16 protein-coding genes, 1 pseudogene and 1 riboswitch are annotated in these 20,561 nt (G+C 54.2%); of the genes and pseudogenes, 7 read left to right on the forward strand and 10 right to left on the reverse strand.

Going from position 1 to position 20,561, the window contains the following annotated elements; translation table 11 throughout:
* Position 1: 1 nt before the first annotated feature.
* Positions 2-100: riboswitch (TPP riboswitch) on the reverse strand.
* A 34-nt stretch (positions 101-134) separates the two neighbouring features.
* Entirely contained in the window at positions 135-1,070 is a 936-nt protein-coding gene (locus KV190_RS00455; RefSeq protein WP_460194076.1) for a septal ring lytic transglycosylase RlpA family protein, read from the reverse strand.
* Positions 1,071-1,589: 519 nt separating this feature from the next.
* Between KV190_RS00455 and KV190_RS00460 the strand changes: the two genes are divergently transcribed.
* From KV190_RS00460 to KV190_RS00485, 6 genes are read left to right on the forward strand one after another with little or no spacing between them, the layout of a single operon-like run.
* Entirely contained in the window at positions 1,590-3,371 is a 1,782-nt protein-coding gene (locus KV190_RS00460; RefSeq protein ID WP_460194077.1) for a DUF2339 domain-containing protein, read from the forward strand.
* Positions 3,368-4,003 (forward strand): pyridoxamine 5'-phosphate oxidase, encoded by a 636-nt coding sequence (gene pdxH, locus KV190_RS00465; RefSeq protein WP_460194079.1) that lies wholly within the window; start codon positions 3,368-3,370, stop codon positions 4,001-4,003. The genes KV190_RS00460 and pdxH overlap by 4 nt, the downstream gene beginning before the upstream one ends.
* A 35-nt stretch (positions 4,004-4,038) precedes the next feature.
* Positions 4,039-4,344, forward strand: coding sequence for an urease subunit beta (locus tag KV190_RS00470; protein ID WP_460194080.1), 306 nt, complete (start codon positions 4,039-4,041; stop codon positions 4,342-4,344).
* Between the two features lie 33 nt (positions 4,345-4,377).
* Positions 4,378-5,133: a HEAT repeat domain-containing protein gene (locus KV190_RS00475; protein WP_460194081.1), complete on the forward strand. Its 756-nt coding sequence runs from the start codon at positions 4,378-4,380 to the stop codon at positions 5,131-5,133.
* Positions 5,134-5,145: 12 nt separating this feature from the next.
* Positions 5,146-5,943: an ABC transporter ATP-binding protein gene (locus tag KV190_RS00480; RefSeq protein ID WP_460194082.1), complete on the forward strand. Its 798-nt coding sequence runs from the start codon at positions 5,146-5,148 to the stop codon at positions 5,941-5,943.
* Between the two features lie 28 nt (positions 5,944-5,971).
* Positions 5,972-7,135 (forward strand): glycosyltransferase family 4 protein, encoded by a 1,164-nt coding sequence (locus KV190_RS00485; RefSeq protein WP_460194084.1) that lies wholly within the window; start codon positions 5,972-5,974, stop codon positions 7,133-7,135.
* Between the two features lie 6 nt (positions 7,136-7,141).
* Here KV190_RS00485 and prmA read toward each other — a convergent pair whose 3' ends face one another.
* Together prmA and serA are read right to left on the reverse strand one after the other, a co-directional pair.
* The gene (prmA, locus tag KV190_RS00490) at positions 7,142-8,041 is read right to left on the reverse strand and encodes a 50S ribosomal protein L11 methyltransferase (RefSeq protein WP_460194086.1); all 900 of its coding nucleotides are present in this window, start codon (positions 8,039-8,041) and stop codon (positions 7,142-7,144) included.
* 8 nt (positions 8,042-8,049) lie between these two features.
* Positions 8,050-9,633 carry a phosphoglycerate dehydrogenase gene (gene serA, locus KV190_RS00495; protein WP_460194087.1) on the reverse strand — a complete coding sequence of 528 codons (1,584 nt, stop codon included), beginning with the start codon at positions 9,631-9,633 and terminating at the stop codon, positions 8,050-8,052.
* A 360-nt stretch (positions 9,634-9,993) separates the two neighbouring features.
* Here serA and KV190_RS00500 point away from each other — a divergent pair.
* Positions 9,994-10,846: pseudogene (locus KV190_RS00500) on the forward strand (IS630 transposase-related protein).
* A gap of 35 nt (positions 10,847-10,881) precedes the next feature.
* On the opposite strand, the gene KV190_RS00505 reads toward KV190_RS00500, so the two are convergent.
* The 7 genes from KV190_RS00505 to KV190_RS00535 form a co-directional block, all read right to left on the reverse strand.
* Positions 10,882-11,289 carry a hypothetical protein gene (locus tag KV190_RS00505; RefSeq protein ID WP_460194089.1) on the reverse strand — a complete coding sequence of 136 codons (408 nt, stop codon included), beginning with the start codon at positions 11,287-11,289 and terminating at the stop codon, positions 10,882-10,884.
* A gap of 177 nt (positions 11,290-11,466) precedes the next feature.
* A complete protein-coding gene (locus tag KV190_RS00510) occupies positions 11,467-12,468 on the reverse strand; it encodes an ABC transporter permease (protein ID WP_460194090.1) in 1,002 nt (333 codons plus the stop codon).
* Positions 12,469-12,471: 3 nt separating this feature from the next.
* On the reverse strand, positions 12,472-12,765 hold the full coding sequence (locus KV190_RS00515; protein WP_460194092.1) for a DUF2103 domain-containing protein: 294 nt from the start codon (positions 12,763-12,765) through the stop codon (positions 12,472-12,474).
* A gap of 2 nt (positions 12,766-12,767) precedes the next feature.
* On the reverse strand, positions 12,768-14,303 hold the full coding sequence (locus KV190_RS00520) for a hypothetical protein (protein WP_460194093.1): 1,536 nt from the start codon (positions 14,301-14,303) through the stop codon (positions 12,768-12,770).
* A 12-nt stretch (positions 14,304-14,315) separates the two neighbouring features.
* Positions 14,316-15,452: a 5-(carboxyamino)imidazole ribonucleotide synthase gene (locus KV190_RS00525; RefSeq protein WP_460194094.1), complete on the reverse strand. Its 1,137-nt coding sequence runs from the start codon at positions 15,450-15,452 to the stop codon at positions 14,316-14,318.
* Between the two features lie 72 nt (positions 15,453-15,524).
* Entirely contained in the window at positions 15,525-18,242 is a 2,718-nt protein-coding gene (locus KV190_RS00530; protein WP_460194095.1) for a bifunctional acetate--CoA ligase family protein/GNAT family N-acetyltransferase, read from the reverse strand.
* A gap of 78 nt (positions 18,243-18,320) precedes the next feature.
* The gene (locus tag KV190_RS00535) at positions 18,321-20,507 is read right to left on the reverse strand and encodes an amylo-alpha-1,6-glucosidase (protein ID WP_460194097.1); all 2,187 of its coding nucleotides are present in this window, start codon (positions 20,505-20,507) and stop codon (positions 18,321-18,323) included.
* Positions 20,508-20,561: the final 54 nt, after the last annotated feature.

The raw sequence follows: 20,561 nt of genomic DNA on the forward strand, positions 1-20,561 counted from the left end.
AATCCTCTCTAGACAGCTTCCCTGCGCCAGCATGATCTGGTTCAGGTTCTAAGGGTTTGCTCTCAGCCTGCTCTGACCGCAGACACCCCTAGCATGTCGTTCATTCTACCATTTTGCCCTTGGCGGGGTGGGGATCAATCCAAAACGTCAATGCGTACAGGCCCAACACCGGCACCAATGAGGCCAATGGCAGCCGCAGCGCCTCGTGAGAGGTCAATTTCCCGTCCCCCCGTAAAAGGCCCGCGATCGTTAATGCGCACCACCACTGAACGGCCATTCTGGAGATTCGTCACCCGTACCCGTGTCCCAAAGGGCAGTGTGCGATGGGCTGCCGTCAGGGCATCCTGATCAAATCGCTCACCATTGGCGGTGCGGGCACCATGGAAGCCGGGACCATACCACGAGGCAAGACCGGTCAACTGCATTCGAATCGGTCCCATGGCCACAACGGTATTTGGGCTACCCTCTACGCTGGTTAGGGCAGGGGCATTCCCCAGTTGGCGGCGGATCAGGTTGGCAATGCGCAGGGCGTTTTCATCGTTGCGTTGCGAACCATTGGGAAGCGTGACTTGATTGTTCAGAGTCAGGAGAGGTTCTTGGTCGGCGTAGATGCGATAGTTCTGTTGTTGGCCATCCCAACGCACGCGCACAAGGTCGGCATCAAAGCCCTGTTCGTGAAGCTGATTGAGGCGAGCGGTGAGAATGGTTGCCTGCTGGGCTGCTTCTGAGAGGGTGGTTTGCTCTGGTATCCCAGCGCCGTTGGCAGCAGCGACTTTCACTCCCTCTGTGGCTGCTACCCGTTGACCCAAGAAGGTGAGTACGGGAATCCCCCGCAAATAGACGGTTACGGCTTCGCGGCCTTGCTGTTGGTGACGATGCAGACTGGCGATCGCCCGCGTTGTCGTCGGGGTCGTGGATTGACGTTCCCCCACTTTGGTGGCAACGACCGGCGAGGCTGGGGCTGAAACAGAATCTGGGGCTGGTGCGGTCGTGGTGGCACGGCTACTGGAAAGGATTCCCAACACAGCCAACGTGGTTGTTGTCAGACCCACATAAAGCGTTTTTTTCATAGGCGTCCGTTAAAAAGGGCATCCATACGGCTGGACAGTAGGGCACCAACATCACACAGGGGTTACCCCTACTGGTGCCGTGTTCGCTCTCATCGCGGAACTGTTTCAACCTACCACGAAGGCCTAGAATCAAGCATCAGGGGCATTTTGTTCGTGGCAAACATTTTGAAAAAGAATAAAAAAGCGTTGAAGACGGTGAAACCTACGCAGACTGGCATATTGACGGAATTTACAGTTGACGAAAGAAAATAAGAAAATTTTATAAACTTTTAACAAACTGTTTTTAATTTCTGAAGATTTTTGTGACTGAGATCACCGAAAATAAAAATTTATCTAAAAGAGAAAATTTGCTTTTTGCGACCTTTTCTGTGTGTCATAGGACGATTTCTCACCCAATTTTGTTTCCCGTTGTACCCCTGTTGGGATGCTCCTCTAGCCACTTCATAAAGTGCATTGCCCAAGGAATTGCTCTCCTCTCTAGCGCATAAAACGGGGATATAGCCCGTAGGGAGCCAAACCATGGAAGACAGGGATGACTTGCGGCGTCGTCTTGAAAACTTAGAAGCCGCTGTGGCTGCCCTGCAGCGATCGCTCGAGATTCTGCAAAGAGCTATTCTCCGTGAAGACCTTTCCTCTTCTGGACTCCCAGAACCTGCAACACAATCAACGCCACCTGAGGAACCGGCTGCGATCGCTCCTGCCCCTACTGTTGAATTACCACCCCAAGCGCCTGAATCTCCAGCGGTGCCACCGTTACGCCCAGTGAGGCCTTCCCAAGCTGACTGGCTACAAAATTGGGAACTGTGGCTCAACCGTCTCGGTATTGGCCTGCTGCTGTTGGGCATTGGCTTCCTCTTTCGGTACGCCGTTGAATTGGGCTGGATTACCGATGCGGTTCTGGTGGCCATGGGCTTTGTCATTGGTACGGTGCTGATGGGGTTGGGCTGGCGATTGCAGCGGCGAGCCATCTTTAGCCAGTTTTTGCAGGGGGGCGGCCTTGCGACCTATTACCTGACGATCTTTGCCGCCTATCAGTTTTTAACCGTCATGCCTTGGGGCGTGGCCTTCCCGTTGATGGTGCTGGTGACCCTAGGGACATTTTTCATCTCCTTGCGCCAAAATCGAGCCATTTTTGCCGTGATTGGTGTGGTTGGTGGCCTAGCAACCCCTTTGCTGCTCGCCAATACCGAGATGAGTCGTCCCTTGGCCTTGGCCAGTTATACCTTTTTAATTCTCTTGGGCAGTTGGGCAATTTATGGGGTGAAGGGCTGGCGATCGCTCCTGCTGTCCGCTTTTTGGTTGGGATGGCTGATGTTAACGGTGTCTATTACCGTTCAACGGCTTGATCGGGTCGTGGCATTACAAACCATTCTTGGGTTGACTTGGCTGGGCTTTACGGTATTGCCCCCTTGGTATCAGTGGCGCGATCGCGAGCTGTATCGCCCTCAACAGCCCTATGGTCAGGCGATCGCCCTTTTTAACCCACTGATTGCCCTCGGCTTGAGTGCTTCCCTCTGGCAGTGGTCAGCCACGCTAACGGGGCGGGTGTTTATCGTCTTTGGGGTGCTCTACCTTGGCACCAGTCTGCTCTGGCGACGCTTACCGCAACCTTGGCGCTGGGTCTATAGCTTGACGGGACTTGTGCTCATTGCCCTTGGCATTGTTATTCGTTACTACAGCAATCGCTTTATCCTCGCACCGCTGGCGATCGAGGGGTTGATTTTGCATTATCTGAGCCAACACTATACCTCGCGCACCCTGCGGATTATTGCCCATCTTTGGTGGGGACTGCTCGGCTTGGGTTTGGTTGGGCAACTGCTGTTTACCGCCGCCGATCGCCCCCCGCTGTTGAATCTGGCTTTTTTCACCCATTTGGTGGTGCTTGCCGCCGCAGCAGTCAGTATCCGTTTTTTGCACCCACCCACCCGCCCCCTCTACTGGATTTTGGGCTATGGGGTAACGATGATCTGGATGCAGCACGAACTAGCGCCCTTTGGCACCGGGGCAGCCACCCTTGTTTGGGGACTCTTTGGCGTCGGACTGCTGATCTATGGGTTGCGACGGGACACCTCGGCAGTGCGCACGGTGGCTTTAATCACGCTGATCATTACTTTGCTGCGGCTTTTCTTTGTTGATCTCATCAATCTTGCGCCGGTGTGGCGAGTACTCCTATTTATGGGGTTTGGTTTGATTTTTTTGCTGCTGAGCTATTTTTTCCGCGCCCTGTGGCGGCGATCGCCCGTGGAATCCTCTAGGATCAGTGAAGAAACCCCAAGCAACGAGTCCGAAGAAAACCCATGACCCGCATTGCTGATCTGCGCCGTGATTACCGTCGTCAACGTCTCCTCGAAAGTGAGGCGGCTGAGGATGCGATCGAACAGTTTCGCCTCTGGTTTACGGATGCGGTCAACGCCGAATTACCAGAACCCAATGCCATGACACTAGCCACCATTGGCTTGGATGGGATGCCCGCTGCGCGAGTGGTGTTGCTCAAAGAGGTGGACGATCGCGGGTTTGTCTTTTTTACCAACTATCGCAGTCGCAAAGGTCTAGAATTAGCCGCCCATCCCAAGGCCGCCCTTGTCTTTTGGTGGGCAGAGCTAGAACGACAGGTGCGCATTGAGGGCACTGTTGAGCAAATTAGTGCAGCGGAGTCTGATGCCTATTTTCAAAGTCGTCCTTTGGGTAGCCGTTGGGGGGCATGGGCATCTCAGCAGAGTGAGGTTTTAGAGTCCTACGCCGATTTGGAAGCCCGCCTTGCGGAAGTGGAAGCCCGCTATGGTGAAAATGTCCCCCGGCCAGAGCATTGGGGGGGCTATCGCGTTCTGCCGACTCTGATTGAGTTTTGGCAAGGGCGACCCAATCGCCTCCACGATCGCCTGTGCTATCGGCGCCAAGGAGACCACTGGCAGCGGGTGCGCCTCTACCCCTAGGATAGGGATACCTTTAGAGATTGGCTGAGACACCCATGATTCCCGGTGAACTGATCCCCGCAGAGGGAACCATTGAACTCAATGCTGGCCGGCCAACGGTGACGTTAACGGTGGCCAATACGGGCGATCGCCCGATTCAGGTGGGATCTCACTACCACTTTTACGAAGTCAATCCTGCCCTCCAATTTGATCGCCAACAGGCGCGAGGAATGCGCTTAGATATTCCCGCTGGCACCGCCATTCGCTTTGAGCCGGGGGATGAGCGAGTAGTGCAATTGGTGGCCTTTGGCGGCAGTCGCCAGATCTATGGCTTTCGCGGCGAAGTCAACGGTGCGCTCTAGTCGGGATTCCAAGCATCCTGTAGATTAAACAGTATGGATGACAATGATTTCCCCCTTCTCGACACTTCAGAAGATGCACTAGCGGCGCTGCCGAGTGAGGAGAGCGATCGCCCCGATCCCGAAGCCATGTTGCCCCTGCTGACCTCCGCCGATGTGACGGAGCGGATGTTGGCGGCTCGCGCCTTTTGCGAATTGCAGGATGAACGCGCCACACCCTATCTCATCAATCTCCTGCAAGAACCCTGTCCCCTTGTCCGTGTCAGTGCCGCCTATGCCCTTGGCCGTAACCCCAGTTTGGCAGCCGTGGATGCTCTCATTCAGCAATTGGAGCGCGACTGGAATGGCTATGTCCGCAAAGGCATTGTTTGGGCCTTAGGTAACTGTGGCGTCCGCTTTCCCTTGCCAGAAATTTATCGGCGCACCCTTGATCCCTTGATTCGTGCCCTGCAAACGGATATTTCTGCTGTGCGTCTGTGGGCGGCTAGTTCCTTGGGTCAGGTGGCAGAAGCTAGTGAAGAGGCGGCGATGGTTGCCATTCCTGCCCTTGCCCTTGCCTTGGCTCAGGACGCGATCGCGGCTGTGCGTAGTAACTGTGCTTGGGCTTTAGGTCATGCCTGTCGCAAAATTCCCCTTGGGCCTCTTTACACCCAAGCCATTGATCAACTCATTGCTGCCCTGCGGGACACTGATATGGGTGTCCAAGAAGATGCCAAAGCAGCCCTCTTTAAGCTGGGGGATGCACGGGGACTGCAAGCGATCGAAGACCTGCAATTAGAAGCCTTTGGCTAGGGGATGCGTCAGATGGCCGAACCACTGGTAGAGCTGCGCGGTGTCTGCAAAGCCTTTGGCAATAAGCATGTCCTCAATGATGTGGATTTAGTCATCTATCCCCAAGATGCCCTTGTGATTCTCGGCCCCTCTGGCACGGGCAAGTCAACGATTCTGCGGATTATTGCTGGGTTACTTGCTCCCGATAAAGGCGAAGTTTATGTGGCTGGTGAACGCCGTCAAGGGTTGCGCCAAGATGGCCTGTGCCGGTTGCGCATGAGCATGGTCTTTCAGCAATCTGCCCTCTTTGACTCTCTCACGGTTGCTGAAAATGTCGGCTTTTACTTGTACCAGCACACCCGTTTGCCCGAAGCCCGCATTCGCGAAATTGTCAGTGAAAAACTGGCGATGGTCGGCCTCTCTGGCATGGAAGACCTCTACCCAGCCCAGTTGTCCGGGGGGATGCGCAAGCGAGTCAGCTTTGCCCGCGCCATTGTTGATAATCCCGAAGACCCCGATGACGATCCCTATCTCCTGCTTTACGATGAGCCAACGGCAGGGCTAGATCCCATTGCCTCCACAGTGATTGAGGATTTGATTCGCGAATTACGGGAGAAGACGGGGCATGCCTACGTTGTCGTCACTCACCAAAACAGTACAATTGAGCGCACAGGCGATCGCCTGATTCTCCTCTACCAAGGTCGGATTTGTTGGCAGGGCACCCATGCCGAAGCCCGCACGACCGATAATCCCTACCTGCGGCAGTTTCTCAGTGGCGATGTCAATGGCCCCATTCGCATCATTGATCAAGTGGGTACCGCTGCTCTATAAATAACGTAATAAAAAGGAATCAATAATCGTGGCTTTACACATCGCATGGCTTGGCAAAAAATCTCCCCCTTGCGGCAATGTCACCTATAGTCGTGAAATTACCAATGGGCTATTGGATCGCGGGTATCAGGTGAGCTTTCTGCATTTTGCCCAAGAGGATGAACAGGAAGCTGAGAATGAAGGGGAGATGCCAGATGTGACGCTCCCGTGCCTCTATAAATCGCAAGTTTATACCCTGCCCTCCCTGCGAGCCAACAAAGTTCTGGTTGAATCCCTCAAGAAACTCAAACCCGACATTGTCCACGCCTCATTGACTCTTTCCCCCCTCGATTTCTTTCTGCCCGACATCTGCGAAGAGTTAAACATTCCCCTGGTTGCCACGTTTCATCCTGCCTACAGCGAAAAGTATCGTACCCTAACGGCGGGCACCGCCTTGATGACTTACCAACTGTATGCCCCCTTTTTGGCTCGCTATGACCGCGTGATTGTCTTTTCCCAATCGCAAAAGGAACTGCTGATTCGTCTTGGGGTTGGTGCTGAGACGCTGCGAGTCATTCCCAATGGGGTGGATACGCGCAAATATACACCGGGACCTTCTACGGCCAAAGAGGACTTTAAGGCGCGCTACCTCTATGTCTATCAAGGACGGATGGCCATTGAGAAAAATGTTGAAGCGCTTCTGCGCTCTTGGTGTGCAGCAGAAATGCCCGCTGATTGTAAGTTGCTGATGGTGGGGGGTGGTGCACTGATGCCCTCACTGATGGCCAATTATGGCCCCGAGCAAAATATTCTTTGGCTTGGCTCGATCGTCGATGATCAAGAGCGGCTACAAATTTTACGCGGCTGTGATGTTTTCATCCTGCCCTCTCAAATTGAGGGATTGTCCCTGTCGCTCCTAGAGGCAATGGCCTGTGGCTTGGCCTGCTTGGCCACCGATGTCGGTGCTGACGGTGAAGTGCTCACTGGGGCAGGCATTGTCTTGAATCCGCAGTATGTGAAAACCCAGTTGCAAACGCTCTTGCCCATTTTTTATCAGCATCCGGAAATGATTCGCCTGCTGGGGGACAAAGCCCGCAAACGAGTGCTGGAGCGCTATAGCCTCAGTCACAACTTGGATCGCTTAGAGGCCTGTTATCAAGAACTGATGACCTCCTATGCTTTGGTGCGACCTGCGGCCAAGGTGAAAAGCTAGAGTTTTCTAATCTGGCAAACGTTCAAAGCGAGCATTGAGACAACACCATTCGTGCCGTCGCCAGACACTGCCCAAGCTCCAGCCCTGTTGTTCTAGTTGTTCTGCGACGCGATCTGCTTGATCTAAAAGAATGCCACTAAAGATGCCCCAGCCCTTGGGTTTGACGATTGCTGGCAAGTGGGGCAGAATCTCGATAATCACCGGTGCCAGAATGTTACAGACGACGCCATCAACCAGTTCAAGGACTTGCTCCCAACTCCCTTGGTGGACAATCAACTGGTCGGCTTTGATGCCATTGAGTTCAGCATTGCGTTGGGTGGCGGTGACCGCAAGATCCGAGGTATCCACGGCATAGGCTTTTTGTGCCCCTAGTAAGAGGCTGGCGATCGCCAGAATGCCGCTACCACAGCCAATATCCGCAATCACCGTGGGCGGCAGTGGCTCAAAGGTCTGATCCAATTGCATCTCTAGGGCTTCAAGGCAAAGCTGGGTGGTTTCATGGGTGCCTGTGCCAAAGGCCATGCCGGGATCCAATTTGATCACCAAGCGGGTGTTCTCGAGGGGCGGGATTTCCCAAGCGGGACAAATCAGCAGGCGATCGCCCACCGGTATCGGATGCCAGTAGGCTTGCCAACTATGGGCCCAATCCTGTTCATTCACCAACTGCCAGTGGAGTTTTGGCGAGAGGTAGCCCTGCGCCACCACATCCTGCTCAATCCAAACCCCTAGGGCAGCAATGTCCAGTAAGGTCACCTGCTGCTGCGGCACATAGCCTTGAATCAACACCCGCCCCTGCTGTTGCTGGGTTGCCGTACCCTGACAGCCAAAGGATTGAAGGCGCCAATAGACCAGCTCTTCCGCCTCAGCTTGACAAGTGACGGTAATTTCCCACCAACGTTGTACCACAACCGTGCCTACAGATTCACGATATAGGCATCACGAATACCGGGGACTTTCAGGATTTCCTCCAAGAGGCCTTCGGGTAGGGGATCATCCAAGCTAATCACCATCACCGCATTGCCGCGCACCATCTTGCGTCCCACCTGCATACTGGCAATGTTGACATTGAAGCTCCCCAACTGGGTACCAATTTTACCAATGATGCCCGGCATATCGCGGTGCAGCGTCAGCAACATATAACGAGTTGGTGCCACACTAATGGGAAAGTCATCAATACTGGTGATCCGCAATTCACTGTGAGCCAGCAAGGCACCAGACACCGAGCGGGTTTCCGAGGGACTCTTGGCAATCAATGTCAGCGACCCCGCATAATCCCGCTGCGATTCATCGCGGGTTTCGACCACACGAATTCCCCGTTCTTTGGCCTCTAACCCAGCATTCACATAGTTGACCCGCTCCCGTAGCGCTGGTGAGAGCAGCCCCTTCAAAGCAGCAATCACAATCGGTTGACTGTCATTGGTAGCCAGTTCCCCTTGTAAACGGACTTCCAGAGACTCGACCCGACCACCAGCCAATTGCCCCACAAGGTTACCGAGGGTTTCTGCTAACTGCATGTAGGGCGCTAGTTTTTCGAGAACATCCGGACGCAAACCGGGGATATTGACTGCCGATCGCGCCGGTAACCCTAGGAGCACATCGCGAATTTGTTCGGCAACATCAATGGCCACATTCACCTGTGCTTCTTCGGTGGAAGCCCCCAAGTGGGGGGTCAAGATGGCTTCCATCCCCAAGGCACGCAGCGGAGACTCTGCCTCAAGGGGTTCATTTTCAAAGACATCGAGGGCAGCCCCCGCCAGCTTACCGCTCTTGAGCGCCTCCACCAGCGCTGCTTCATCAATAATGCCGCCCCGTGCACAGTTAATAATACGGGCTGTGGGCTTCATCTTGGCAATGGTTTTGGCATTAATCAGATGCTGAGTTTCTGGGGTCTTCGGCAAGTGCAGCGTAATAAAGTCCGATTCCGCAAAAAGAACATCCAATTCCACAAGACGGCAGCCCAGTTGTTCGGCTCGCTCCGTTGAAAGATAGGGGTCATAGGCAAGGAGTTTCATCCCCATTGCACGCGCAACCGTGGCCACATGGGAGCCAATTTTGCCCAAGCCAATAATGCCAAGGGTTTTTTTGTAAACCTCTACCCCCGTAAAGCGCTTGCGATCCCATTGACCTGCTTTCACCGCAGCATTCGCATCGGGAATATGTCGAGCAAGGGCGAGCATCATCGCCAAGGTATGCTCCGCAGCAGCAATAGTGTTGCCCTCTGGGGAGTTGACCACCATGATCCCTTTACGGGTGGCCGCAGGCACATCCACGTTATCTACGCCAACCCCAGCACGGCCAATAATTTTCAGTTGGCTAGCCGCTTCGATTACGTCCTTCGTGACCTTGGTTCCCGATCGAATCATCAGGGCATCGTATTCGGGAATGATTTTGATCAATTCTTCCTCTGAGAGGCCAACTTTGACATCCACCTGTGCCACTTGGGCAAGCAAATCAAGCCCCACCTGTTCAATGGGATCGGAAACCAGAACTTTGGGCATACCTAAACACTATGTATAATGCCAGACTCATTATAGTAGCACATCCTGCTTAGAATAAGAAAAGCCATGCGCCAACTGCCTAAAGAAGAGCTACTTGAGATTGTTTACTAGGGAACAAAGATATTGCTTGGAGTTTAGGATGCGATTTACGATTACCACTGTGGCAGCAGTAGTCTCGCTTATCGCACTTTATGCTTGGGGCGGTACTTGGCTGCAAAATCTTGGCACTGTAGGAGTGCTTACACTCTATTGGTTCGCTACTTTTCAACCACGAAGTTCAGGATTTTAGCCATGTTATAGTCACTTCGAAAGGGAGTGAGATATTTTCAAGAGGGATAGGCTATACTCAAAGAGTCATGAATATCACTCAAGAATACGAGCTATAGCTTGGACTTACGAGAGTGGGTTGTCTCCCATATCAAGCAAGGCGGCAAAATCAGTAAAGCGACTCAAATCTTTCAGGTCAGTCGCGCCACCATCCATCGCTGGCTGAAGCGAGACGACTTAGCCCCCACGGTTGTGCCTCGTCGTCCTTGGAAACTGGATTGGGCGGCTGATGTTGCTGCCCATCTCGATGACCGTTTAATCGACCGCGCCCAGCGATTTGGCGTCCAAGTTTCCACCATTAGTTACGCCCTCGACCAGATGAGCATCACCCGAAAAAAAACAGATGCGTTACCAAGAACGGTCTGAGGCAGAGCGCCAAGCGTATCAACAGCAGCTCGACACATGGGTAGAGAGCCATGGGAAGGAAACGGTGGTGTATATCGATGAGACGGGGTTTGACGCTCGGGTGGAGTGTGAGTATGGGGGGTCAGCGCGAGGCCAACGAATTAATGGAGAGCGAGCGGGGAAGCGTAAGAGAAGAGAGAGTTTAGTGGCGGGACGGTATAGGCAGCAGAAAGACTTCATAGCGCCGATGCTGTTTTCAGGATATTTGAATGCGTTAGGGTTTATGAACTGGCTGAGTCAGTACTGTTTGCCGGCGTTAGAGAAACGTTCGTTGTTGATGATGGATAATGCACCAATTCATCCGAAAGGGGCGATTCAGGAAGCGGTCAAAGCGGCGGGTCACGGGGTGTTATTTTTACCGAAATACTCTCCTGATTTGAACGTGATTGAGCACGACCTCATTGCGTTGAAGCGAGCGCGGATATATGCAGGGTCAAACAGTTCTATTGATGAAGTGATTCGCAATTATTGTGCTGGATAATGTCTCATTCTTGATTGGAATAGCTATAATTGTCTTTATGACTCTTCTTTTTCTTGTTGAGCTTCTTTTTGGGCAACTTCAATTCCTTTGTAGACACTGTAACCGACTAAGGAAGCTGCTGCAATAACTCCTAGAGCTGGTACACCAACAACAGTTGTAGCAGTTGTCGTGAAGCCTAACCAGCCAGCAAGTCCAGCAGCGGGCACTGTAGAGGTTGCAATTGCAACTGGAATAATCAATTCTCCTGCGCCAATAGCAGCCGCTATCCCAGTAGTAGTAAGTACAGTACCAGTAGTAGTAAGTACAGTAGCTACAGCTTCTTTGATGTTATTTTCGTTGGTCAGTGCAGCTATACCTTGCGTAACGTCTTCTATAATATCTTCAAAGTATTCTCTGGAGCTATTTTGCTTCGTGCTTTCCTGCCTAGAGGTACTTTTATCCATAATGTCACCTAACCTTTTGCAAGGATATTCCTGTACGAAAGCCTTACGCCACTCAAAAAATTGGGATTGATATGTAGAGCAGCATTCATAAAATATCCTACGTCACTATAACTTGTAAATATGGCATCGAGCTATTTCTGTAAATTTTTGTATTTTTTATGTAAACTTTTATCTGCATCAGTGCTGGATACGTGGGTCAGCCCATTTCAGGAGTAAATCCGCAAGGAGGTTGCCGACAATCAGCATCACTGCCCCCATCATCAGGCTGGCCATGACAACATAGATATCTTGGGCAGTTACCGCCTGTAAAATGAGCCGACCGAGACCCGGCCAGTTAAAGAAAAACTCGGCAATAAAGGCGCCACTGAGGAGGCTGGCAAATTCAAAGCCCAACAGGGTAATTAAGGGGTTCACGGCATTGCGCAGGGCATGGACATAGATCACCCGTGATTCCGGCAGTCCCTTGGCTCGTGCCGTTTGAATATAGTTTTGCCGCAGCACATCCAGTAAATTGCCGCGCATCAGGCGTTGTAAACCGGCAAAACTGGTGAGGGTGAGGGCAATAGTCGGTAAAATCAGGTGCCAGCCAATATCGAGAACTTTGCCCCACCACGGTAGCTCATCGTAAAAGAGGCTGGTCATCCCCCCCACCGGAAACAAGGGGGTGCTTTGGGCAAGAAAGAGCAGCAAGAGGGCGGTAATAAAACTGGGAAACCCTTGGCCAATGTAACTAATGACCCGCAGCAGGCGATCGCTCCAACGATCTTGGGTCACCGCTGCCCAAATCCCTAAGGGAATCGCTAATCCCCATGTCAGGAGAATCGAGCTAAAAGAGAGCAGGAGGGTGGCGGGTACGCGCTCCCACAATAGGGAGGCCACCGATCGCTGATAGACAAAACTGGTACCAAAGTTGCCATAGCGAATAATTTGCCACAGCCAGCGAAAGTATTGCTCTACGGGGGACTTATCGAGGCCAAATTGCCGCTCTAATTCCTGCAAGCGTTCCAAGGAAATCTGCGGATCCGCCTTGAGATTGTCGAGGTAGTTTCCCGGCGCCAACTGCATAATGGCAAAACTCAACGCCGAGGCCAACAGCAGCGTGATCAGCGCTTCCCCCAAGCGTCGCAAAATCAAGCGGCTGGTTTCATTCCCTAGGCCTTGGCCAATGGATTTGAACATGGCTTATTTAGAGGCCAGCACGGCATCAATGGCCGCTTTCAATTCGGCTTCACTGAGTTGGGTGACAACAAAGACTTCCTGCACAGTTTTGCCGCGCCGCGCAATCACCTTAAAACCGCCTTTGATAGGCACCGAGACCCGTAGATGCAGGTGAGGCGATTTACCTTTGACAGGAGCAATGACACCGGGCGTGAGCGTACTAATCCCCGCCACTTTGGCTAATTTTTCCAAGACGGGAATCAGGCCTTCAATATGGGTAGAGTGATTGAGGACAACCCGACCAGTTGCTGCTGCCATTGTTAAGGTAACCACCGTGCTTGCAAGCCGGGTGCCAAGGGTTCTGGCATCCCAACGACAATCTTATCTTGATCTAATTCTAGGGGGAAGAGCCAAATTTGATGCTGTTGAGGGGGCAGTTGACGCGGTGGCGGGGGTGATATTTGGGGGTCAGTGGGCAGTTCTGCCAAATCACTGGGACTGGGGTTGACGGGGGCAGTCTCACTATACAGATCGCTATTGTCCACAACATCGGGGATTTCTCGTCCCTCAACATAGTCAACGGCCAATGTACGGCCATCGGGCGCCAAGCTGAGGTAGAGTTCCTGCTGCGGGTCAAAATCCTTGAGCTTAAACAGTTCCTTGGTTTTTAGATCAAAAAGGGCAAGGTAGGGAACTTCGCGGTAATGGCCTTCCCCTTCAATGCGGGTGAGGATGGCATAGAGAAATTCCCCCTTGGGGTCAAATTGACCAGCAATGATTGAGCCGTTGATGGTTAGCAGTTCTCTATGCTCGCCAAAGATGTCCACCACATAGAGCGATCGCGAGAAGTTGGGGTTAAACTTCACCGCTGCCACTTGTCGTCCATCCCGGCTAAAGTCCAGCACCATGCCATACTGCGGCAAAAAGTCAAAGTCACTCTCGCCATTGCCGGGTTCTAGGGGCACAATCGCTAACCCCTGCCCTTGGGCAATGATTAAATGCTGGTTGTCGGGGGCAATGCGAAAATCACCGGCAGCCGCTTGGTTGAGTCGCCGAGGCTGAAAATTTTCATCGAGGAGCCACAGGGAGCTATCCGCAGGCTGGAGACGATTCACCCGCTGAACCACAATTTTGCTACCATCATTGGCCAACTGAAAGCGCAGGTTTTGATACTCGCTGTTGTCAAGGATCAGGGAAATTTCCCCCACGGGTCGCGGTTGCCGGCGGGGGGTTTCAGGGGCATTGAAGTATAGCCCAGTGGTGACAGTGTACAGTTGGGGGTCAAAACCCATTTGCTCGCCCCGCTCGCCGGCACTAAAGAGAATGCGATCGCCGGCAGGGTAGGGCTGAAAGTCAAACACCCGTAGATTGGGGGGACTGAGGAAGGTCTTCTGTTGCAGCGTCAGGTTATAGAGGATGAGGCGCCCCTCTTCGACCCCGGAGCCAAGATAGACCAGCACGCGATCGCGACTGCGAAACTGGCCCTGAAAGGGTTTGATTGGTTTCCCTTGGGGTACAGAAATAGCATCCTCGAGGGAGACTTTGAAGGTTTGACCGTAGGGAATTGGCTGCGTCAGCGTGTAGGCAAAACGGCGCCCCGACCAACTGGCCTTGCCCTCAAGGGGTGGCTCAATCTTGAGATGCTCCGCCACCGATGACCAATCCATCAGCCGATTAAAGGCGAGGATAAAGGCGCGATCGTCAGACCCGACATCGCGGTTTTGCCATGTAAAGTCCCGCACTTGGGCTTGGGTGCGATCGCCCCCCCACAACAGCAAAAGGGTCAGCACCAGCGCCACAAGGAACACACTCAAAGCAGCGCGATCAAGGGGCTGAGGAAAGGAGTGAGAACGCATTAGCAGGAACGCTTACACAGCAACAGGCGTACTATACCAGATAGCTTCAATGTGCTGGATCATGGGTAGGGCTGCCGTCGGTTCTGCCAACAGTACCGTAAGATGCCCCAACTTGCGACCCGCGTAGGTTTGACTTTTACCATACCAGTGAAGGTTCGCGTGGGGGAGAGCCGCCAAGGCCTGACATTTTGCTCCATAGTCCACCTGCGGTTCGGCTAAGCCTAGGAGATTGACCATGACCGCTGCCGGTACCTGCATGGCGGGACTGCCCAAGGGCTGGCCACTAATGGCGCGCAAGTGCTGCTGAAATTGACTGGTGACACAGGCATCAATGGTGTAATGCCCAGAATTGTGGGTGCGGGGGGCAATTTCATTCACGAGTACCTCACCCCTAGCTGTGAGGAAAAACTCAATGCCAAAAATACCCACAGCATCAAGGGCCGTCAGGATTTGGCGGGCAATCTGCTCAATTTGCTCACTTACTTGGGGGTCAACCGGGGCGGGAGCAATGACCCAGCGACAGATGGCATCCACCTGCTGCGTTTCCACCACAGGATAAAGGGCAATCTCCCCTTGGGGCGATCGCGCTGCCATGATCGCCAATTCTTTGACATAGGGCACAAAGGCTTCCACCAAAAACCCTTGGGGCGGGATTTCTGGCCAGCGCTGCTGAAACTGCTGCCATGCCTGTTCATCGGGGATGACAAATGTTCCTTGGCCGTCATAGCCGTGGCGACAGGCCTTAATCACACAGGGTAAAGTGGGGGGGCGATCGCCCAAATAGCTAAAGGCCGGTACAGGAATCCCCAGTGTCTGCAAAAAGTGCCGCTGCTGGTATTTGTCCAAGAGGGGGGCGAGGGAAGCAAGGCGGGGATAAAAACAAACCCCCTGCTGTTCAAGGTGCTGCAACCCCTCGAGATCCACAAACTCATTCTCAAAGGTAATCACCTCAACCCGCTTAGCCAGTTGCGCTGTCGTTGCTACATCAGCGATCGCCCCATAGCAGACCCCCTCAGCAACCGCGACGGCTGGATCCGTTGCCGCAGGCGTTTGTACCCACAGTGAGAGTCCCATTTCCTTGGCCGCCAGCCCCAACATCCAAGCCAACTGACCGCCACCAATCACCCCAATCTTGGTTACTTTGTTCACGCTTCCCGTAATCGACTCAACGGAACCTATTGTCCTACATCAATGATCCTAGGGTTCCATGCTTTGGATCCCCTAGAGGGCAAGCTGCACAAACCAAACGCTGGGATCATCACCCGCCGCGAACTCAAAGTTTAATTTGCGGCAAATACGAATCATCCCCTCGTTGTCCTTGAGAACATAGGCGTGGATGGCACTTAGCCCCTCATCGCGGCCAATTTGAATCAAGCGGTGCAGCAATTCAGTGCCAAGGCCTTGCCGCTGCCAGCGATCGCTAATCAACATTGAAAACTCGGCTGTATTGCTAAAGTGATCCTTACTGAGGCGAGCGGCACCAATAATTTGCGGTTCACTGGCGTCTTGATGCTCGACCACCAAAGCCATCTCGCGATCGTAGTCCACAAAACAGATGCGCACCAAGCGCTCGTGGGCAACCCGCTGCGATAGCTTCATCAGGTGGAAATAGCGCAAATAGACACTTTGCTCCGAAAGGGTGGCATGGTACTGCCGCATCAGGGGTTCATCCTCTGGCCGAATTGGCCGAATCAGCACCGGAGTGCCATCGCGCAACTGCCACGGACTGACGTATTGGCTGGGATAGGGACGAATGGCGGGCTTGACAAAGGTGCTTTCCTCTTTGTGGAGCACAATGCGGGCATCCAAGGCCATCAGGCGATCGGGGGGCGCCACTAGGAGGGGGTTGATGTCAATTTCCTTAATCCACGGCTGCTCCACCACCAGCAGACTAAAGCGCACCAGCAGATCTTCTAACAGGGCAAGGTTGACCGCCGGCCAGCCCCGCACTCCGGCAAAGGCACGGGAAATTTTCGTTTGCTGAATCAGACGACGTGCCAAGGTGGTGTTCAAAGGCGGAAGGGCGATCGCTGTGTCTTCGAGGACTTCCACCAACTGTCCGCCCGTGCCAAAGAGAATCACCGGCCCAAATTGAGCATCGGTGGAACTGCCCAAAATCAGTTCAAACCCCTTCCAAGGGATCATCGGCTGCACGGTGACACCAGCAAAATGACCCGCCCCAGCAGCAGTGGTGACATTTTTTTCTATCTGTTGGTAGGCAGTGATAACTGCAGCCGCATCGGGAAGATTGAGGGCAACACCCCCGACATCGGTTTTGTGGGTAATTGTGGGCGAATAGAGCTTGAGAACTACGGGATACCCTAGGCGATCGGCGGCAGCCACCGCCTCTGCTTCACTGCGGGCAATACAGGTTTCCACCACCGGCAGGCCATAGGCAGCAAGAACCGTCTTGGCTTCCCACTCTGTCAACAGGGTGCGCCCTTCACTGCGCACGTGCGCAAAGAGTTGACTCACAGCATCCCGATCCGGGGGGGTGGTGGTTAGGGGCAGCGAGGGGGTTTGATAGAGCGCCTGCAAGTGATCGCTATAGCGCCACATATAACTAAAGATGCGGGCAGCGGTATCGGCATAGGCATAGGTGGGAATGCCCGCCTGATTGAGAATCGCTTCTCCCCCTTTGACTGTTGTGCCCCCCATCCAACTGGCCAGAATCGGCTTGGCACCACTGGGGCGTTTTTTGGCATAGGCAGCCAGATCTTGGGCGATCGCCAGCGGATCCGTCATGGCTTGGGGGGTGAGCACCACCAGTAGGCCATCACTGTTGGCATCGGTTTCACAGTGTTGCAGTGCCTTGAGGTAGCGATCGGCAGTGGCATCCCCCAAAATATCCACGGGGTTGCCGTGGCTCCAAGCGGGGGGGAGCACTTGATTCAGTGCCTGTAGCGTATCCCCAGAAAGGGGACTGAGTTGACCACCCGCCCGAATCAGCGCATCGGTAGCCAAGACACCGGGGCCGCCGGCATTGGTGAGAATCGTCAGATGGGGGCCTTTGGGGCGCGATTGCTTGTCTAAGACCTCTGCCATGTCAAATAAATCTTCAATGGTTTCCACCCGCAGCACCCCACAGCGTTCTAGGGCCGCATCCACCACTGCATCGGAACCCATCAATGCTCCGGTATGGGAAGCGGCAGCCTGAGCGGCGGCAGCAGTGCGTCCTGCTTTGATGACAATAATTGGCTTGACATAGGCCACTTCCCGCGCGGCGGAGAGGAACGATCGCGCATCCCCCAAAGATTCCATGTAAATAACAATGCAGCGGGTTTGCGGGTCATCGCCTAGGTAGTAAATGAGGTCGCCCCAGCCCACATCCAGCATCGTGCCAATGGAAACAAAAGCACTAAAGCCGACATTCTCCTGAAGGCTCCAGTCCAAAATCGAAGTGCACAGGGCGCCACTTTGACTGAGAAAACCGACATGACCTGATCGCGCCATCGTGGCGGCAAAGGTGGCATTCAGGCCCGTGGGCGGACACATTACCCCCAAACAATTGGGACCAATAATGCGCATCCGCGCCTGCCGGGCAATGGCTAAAATCTCTTCTTCGAGGGCAAGACCCGCCGCCCCCACTTCCCGAAACCCAGCCGAGACAATAATTGCCCCCTTCACACCCGCTGCTGCACACTCGGCAACCACCGCTGGCACTGTAGCCGCAGGGGTGGCAATGACCGCGAGATCAACCGCTTCGGGAATCGCCGTCACACTGGCATAGGCCTTGATGCCCAACACCGAACTGCGGCGCGGGTTGACCGGAAAAACCGTTCCGCCAAAGGGGGTTTGAATCAGATTCCAGAGAAGGGTGCGGCCAACACTGCCTTCTTTTTCACTGGCACCGATGACAGCAACACTTTTGGGGGCAAAGAGGGGACGCAGGGGCTGATGACCGGCGCGCCAAATGTCGTAGGCCGTGGTTCGTGTCATGCTGTTACTCGCGTTACAGAGGGTGGGAACTGAGCCACCTCTACTTTAGCGAGGGCGATCGCCGCTAGTTACGCTTCGTTACGCTGGGTGCACTTCCCAGTCACAGCCCTTCTCGCCGGTGCGCCAGAGCCGCAGATGAAAGCGACTGTCACCCACCCGCAGATGACGGATGTGGAGTTCCTCGATACTGGCGGGCAACAGGGGCTGATGCACCAAGAACTTGCCCTGGCAGGCATCCACCAGCGGCCAAACCATGATCTGGATGAACTGGAAGAGACTGCCGGTTGCCCAAGCTTGGGGAGAGCAGGCCACGGGATATTGCACAGGTTGGGGGTAGGTCTGGCGATCGAAGCCACAAAAGAGTTCTGGCGGGCGCAGATCCGGTTGGCGACACACCATCTCAAAGAGCGTCTCCACCAAAGTCAGGGCAAAGTCACTATCACCAATGGCACGTAGTCCCAAGGCAATGAGGCTGGTATCGTGGGGCCAGACCGACCCTAAGTGATAGCCAATGGGATTGTAGGCAGGGGAGGTACTGCTGAGGGTGCGGATGCCCCAACCGTTAAAGAGATCAGGTAGCCGCAAGCGTTGCCCTATCCGCTGCGCTTTCTCGGGGTCGCAAATCCCTGTCATCAAGCACTGCCCTGCATTAGAGGTAAGGCTATCCACCGGCCGACCGTCGCCATCGAGGGCAAGGGCATAGAAGCCCTCTGATTCTAGCCAAAAGTCACGGTTGAAGCGGTCTTTGAGGGCAGCGGCCTCGTTTTGCCAGCGATCGCCCCACTCGCCATAGCCAAAGTCTCGAGCAAGGGCACTGAGACGGGTTTTAGCGGCATAGACATAGCCTTGGACTTCACAGAGGGCAATGGGACTGTGCGCCAGTTGACCGCGACGGTTGACAATGCAATTGCCAGAATCTTTCCAGCCTTGGTTGTCAATGCCTTTGGCTGCTTGGCGATCGTAGGTGAGGTAGCCCGTGGCCGCCATTTGCTGATCAATCCAATTCATTGCCGCAAGGGCATGGGGCCATAACTGCTCTAGGGTGGCGCGATCGCCCGTCCAATGGTAGTAGTCGGCATAGAGCATCAGCCAGAGGGGCGTGGCATCCACGGTGCCGTAGTAGGGCGTATGGGGGATTTCGCGGTTGCGTGCCATCTCGCCAAAGCGCAGCTCGTGGAGAATTTTCCCCGGTTGCTCATCGCGCTCAGGACAGACCTGTTTCCCTTGGTAATGGGCAAGGGTGCGCAGCGTATCACGGGCGATCGCTGGATTCAAGATCAGCGTTTGCATTGCGGCAATAATCGAGTCGCGACCAAAAAGCGTCGCAAACCAAGGAATACCCGCCGTCAAGACCTTGCCGTGACCAAAGGACTGCAACAGCATATAGAGATCCGCCATCCCCCGCCGCAGGATGCGATTCCACTGGGGATTCGAGGTGACAATTTCCGTACAGTCTGACCACCATTGTTGCCGTTCCTGTTGCGCCGCTTGATCGGCAGCCGCTAGAGATGAAGGCACAGAGACATGGGCTGTGGGTGCGCCATTGGTAAAGGGACGGACGCAATAGTGAATGCTGTGGTAGCCTTGGGGTTCCAGCTTGAGGTGCCATGTGGCGGTGGTGTCATCAAGACGGTCGGGGGGGGTGCCCAAGAACTGCACTTGGGTCTCCATGAGGGCACCATCAAGGCCTTGGTAGGCAAAGCAGAGATCGGCGCGTCCCTTGGTATGGCGCAATTCACAACTGACGGGTTGCAACGTCTGTCCCCGCTGCGGGCGACCACTGCCGTATTGGCGAATTTCAAATAAATCCTGAAAGTCTGCCGCAAAGGTCAGTTGAATATCCACCACGGCGGGCTGTACTTGGTGGTTGGTAATCAGAATCGTCTCAAAAAGGGCACCGCGCACAACGAGGTATCGTTCGATCGCCAATGCTTCCGCTGGCACATCGGGCTGTTTAGGGTTGGTGCACACCACCTTGAGGGCATGGCTACCCGTACAGTGAAAACTCAGCAGCACCGGGCGATCGCCCCCCACCCGCAACTCCGCTTGACTCAGGAAGCGGGTATCTTGGCAAAATAGCCCCGTAATCGCCGTTTGCTGTTCGTCGTTGCAGATATTGCCCAACTCATCACAGATGAGCAATACATCATCGTCCTTGAGGACGGGAACGGTTTTGGGGTGGGTTTGAATCTTGGTAGCAGGCAGGGGCGGGGCGACAATCGGAATGTAATCGCGCCCGTACAGGGAAACGACATCAGTCTCCATGGGTGCGGCAGCGGTCTCTCTTTAGAAGGAACAGTTTTGGCTCATTTGTTAGAT

It is taken from the genome of Thermosynechococcus sp. FA-CM-4201 (assembly GCF_054689355.1).

Excerpts from the sequence above, each read along its gene's own strand:
- pdxH (WP_460194079.1), top strand. The coding sequence starts at position 3,368 with ATGACCCGCATTGCTGATCTGCGCCGTGATTACCGTCGTCAACGTCTC.
- KV190_RS00475 (WP_460194081.1), top strand. The coding sequence starts at position 4,378 with ATGGATGACAATGATTTCCCCCTTCTCGACACTTCAGAAGATGCACTA.
- serA (WP_460194087.1), bottom strand. The coding sequence starts at position 9,633 with ATGCCCAAAGTTCTGGTTTCCGATCCCATTGAACAGGTGGGGCTTGAT.
- KV190_RS00515 (WP_460194092.1), bottom strand. The coding sequence starts at position 12,765 with ATGGCAGCAGCAACTGGTCGGGTTGTCCTCAATCACTCTACCCATATT.
- KV190_RS00520 (WP_460194093.1), bottom strand. The coding sequence starts at position 14,303 with ATGCGTTCTCACTCCTTTCCTCAGCCCCTTGATCGCGCTGCTTTGAGT.
- KV190_RS00510 (WP_460194090.1), bottom strand. The coding sequence starts at position 12,468 with ATGTTCAAATCCATTGGCCAAGGCCTAGGGAATGAAACCAGCCGCTTG.
- KV190_RS00535 (WP_460194097.1), bottom strand. The coding sequence starts at position 20,507 with ATGGAGACTGATGTCGTTTCCCTGTACGGGCGCGATTACATTCCGATT.
- KV190_RS00460 (WP_460194077.1), top strand. The coding sequence starts at position 1,590 with ATGGAAGACAGGGATGACTTGCGGCGTCGTCTTGAAAACTTAGAAGCC.
- KV190_RS00455 (WP_460194076.1), bottom strand. The coding sequence starts at position 1,070 with ATGAAAAAAACGCTTTATGTGGGTCTGACAACAACCACGTTGGCTGTG.
- KV190_RS00505 (WP_460194089.1), bottom strand. The coding sequence starts at position 11,289 with ATGGATAAAAGTACCTCTAGGCAGGAAAGCACGAAGCAAAATAGCTCC.
- KV190_RS00470 (WP_460194080.1), top strand. The coding sequence starts at position 4,039 with ATGATTCCCGGTGAACTGATCCCCGCAGAGGGAACCATTGAACTCAAT.
- KV190_RS00480 (WP_460194082.1), top strand. The coding sequence starts at position 5,146 with ATGGCCGAACCACTGGTAGAGCTGCGCGGTGTCTGCAAAGCCTTTGGC.
- KV190_RS00530 (WP_460194095.1), bottom strand. The coding sequence starts at position 18,242 with ATGACACGAACCACGGCCTACGACATTTGGCGCGCCGGTCATCAGCCC.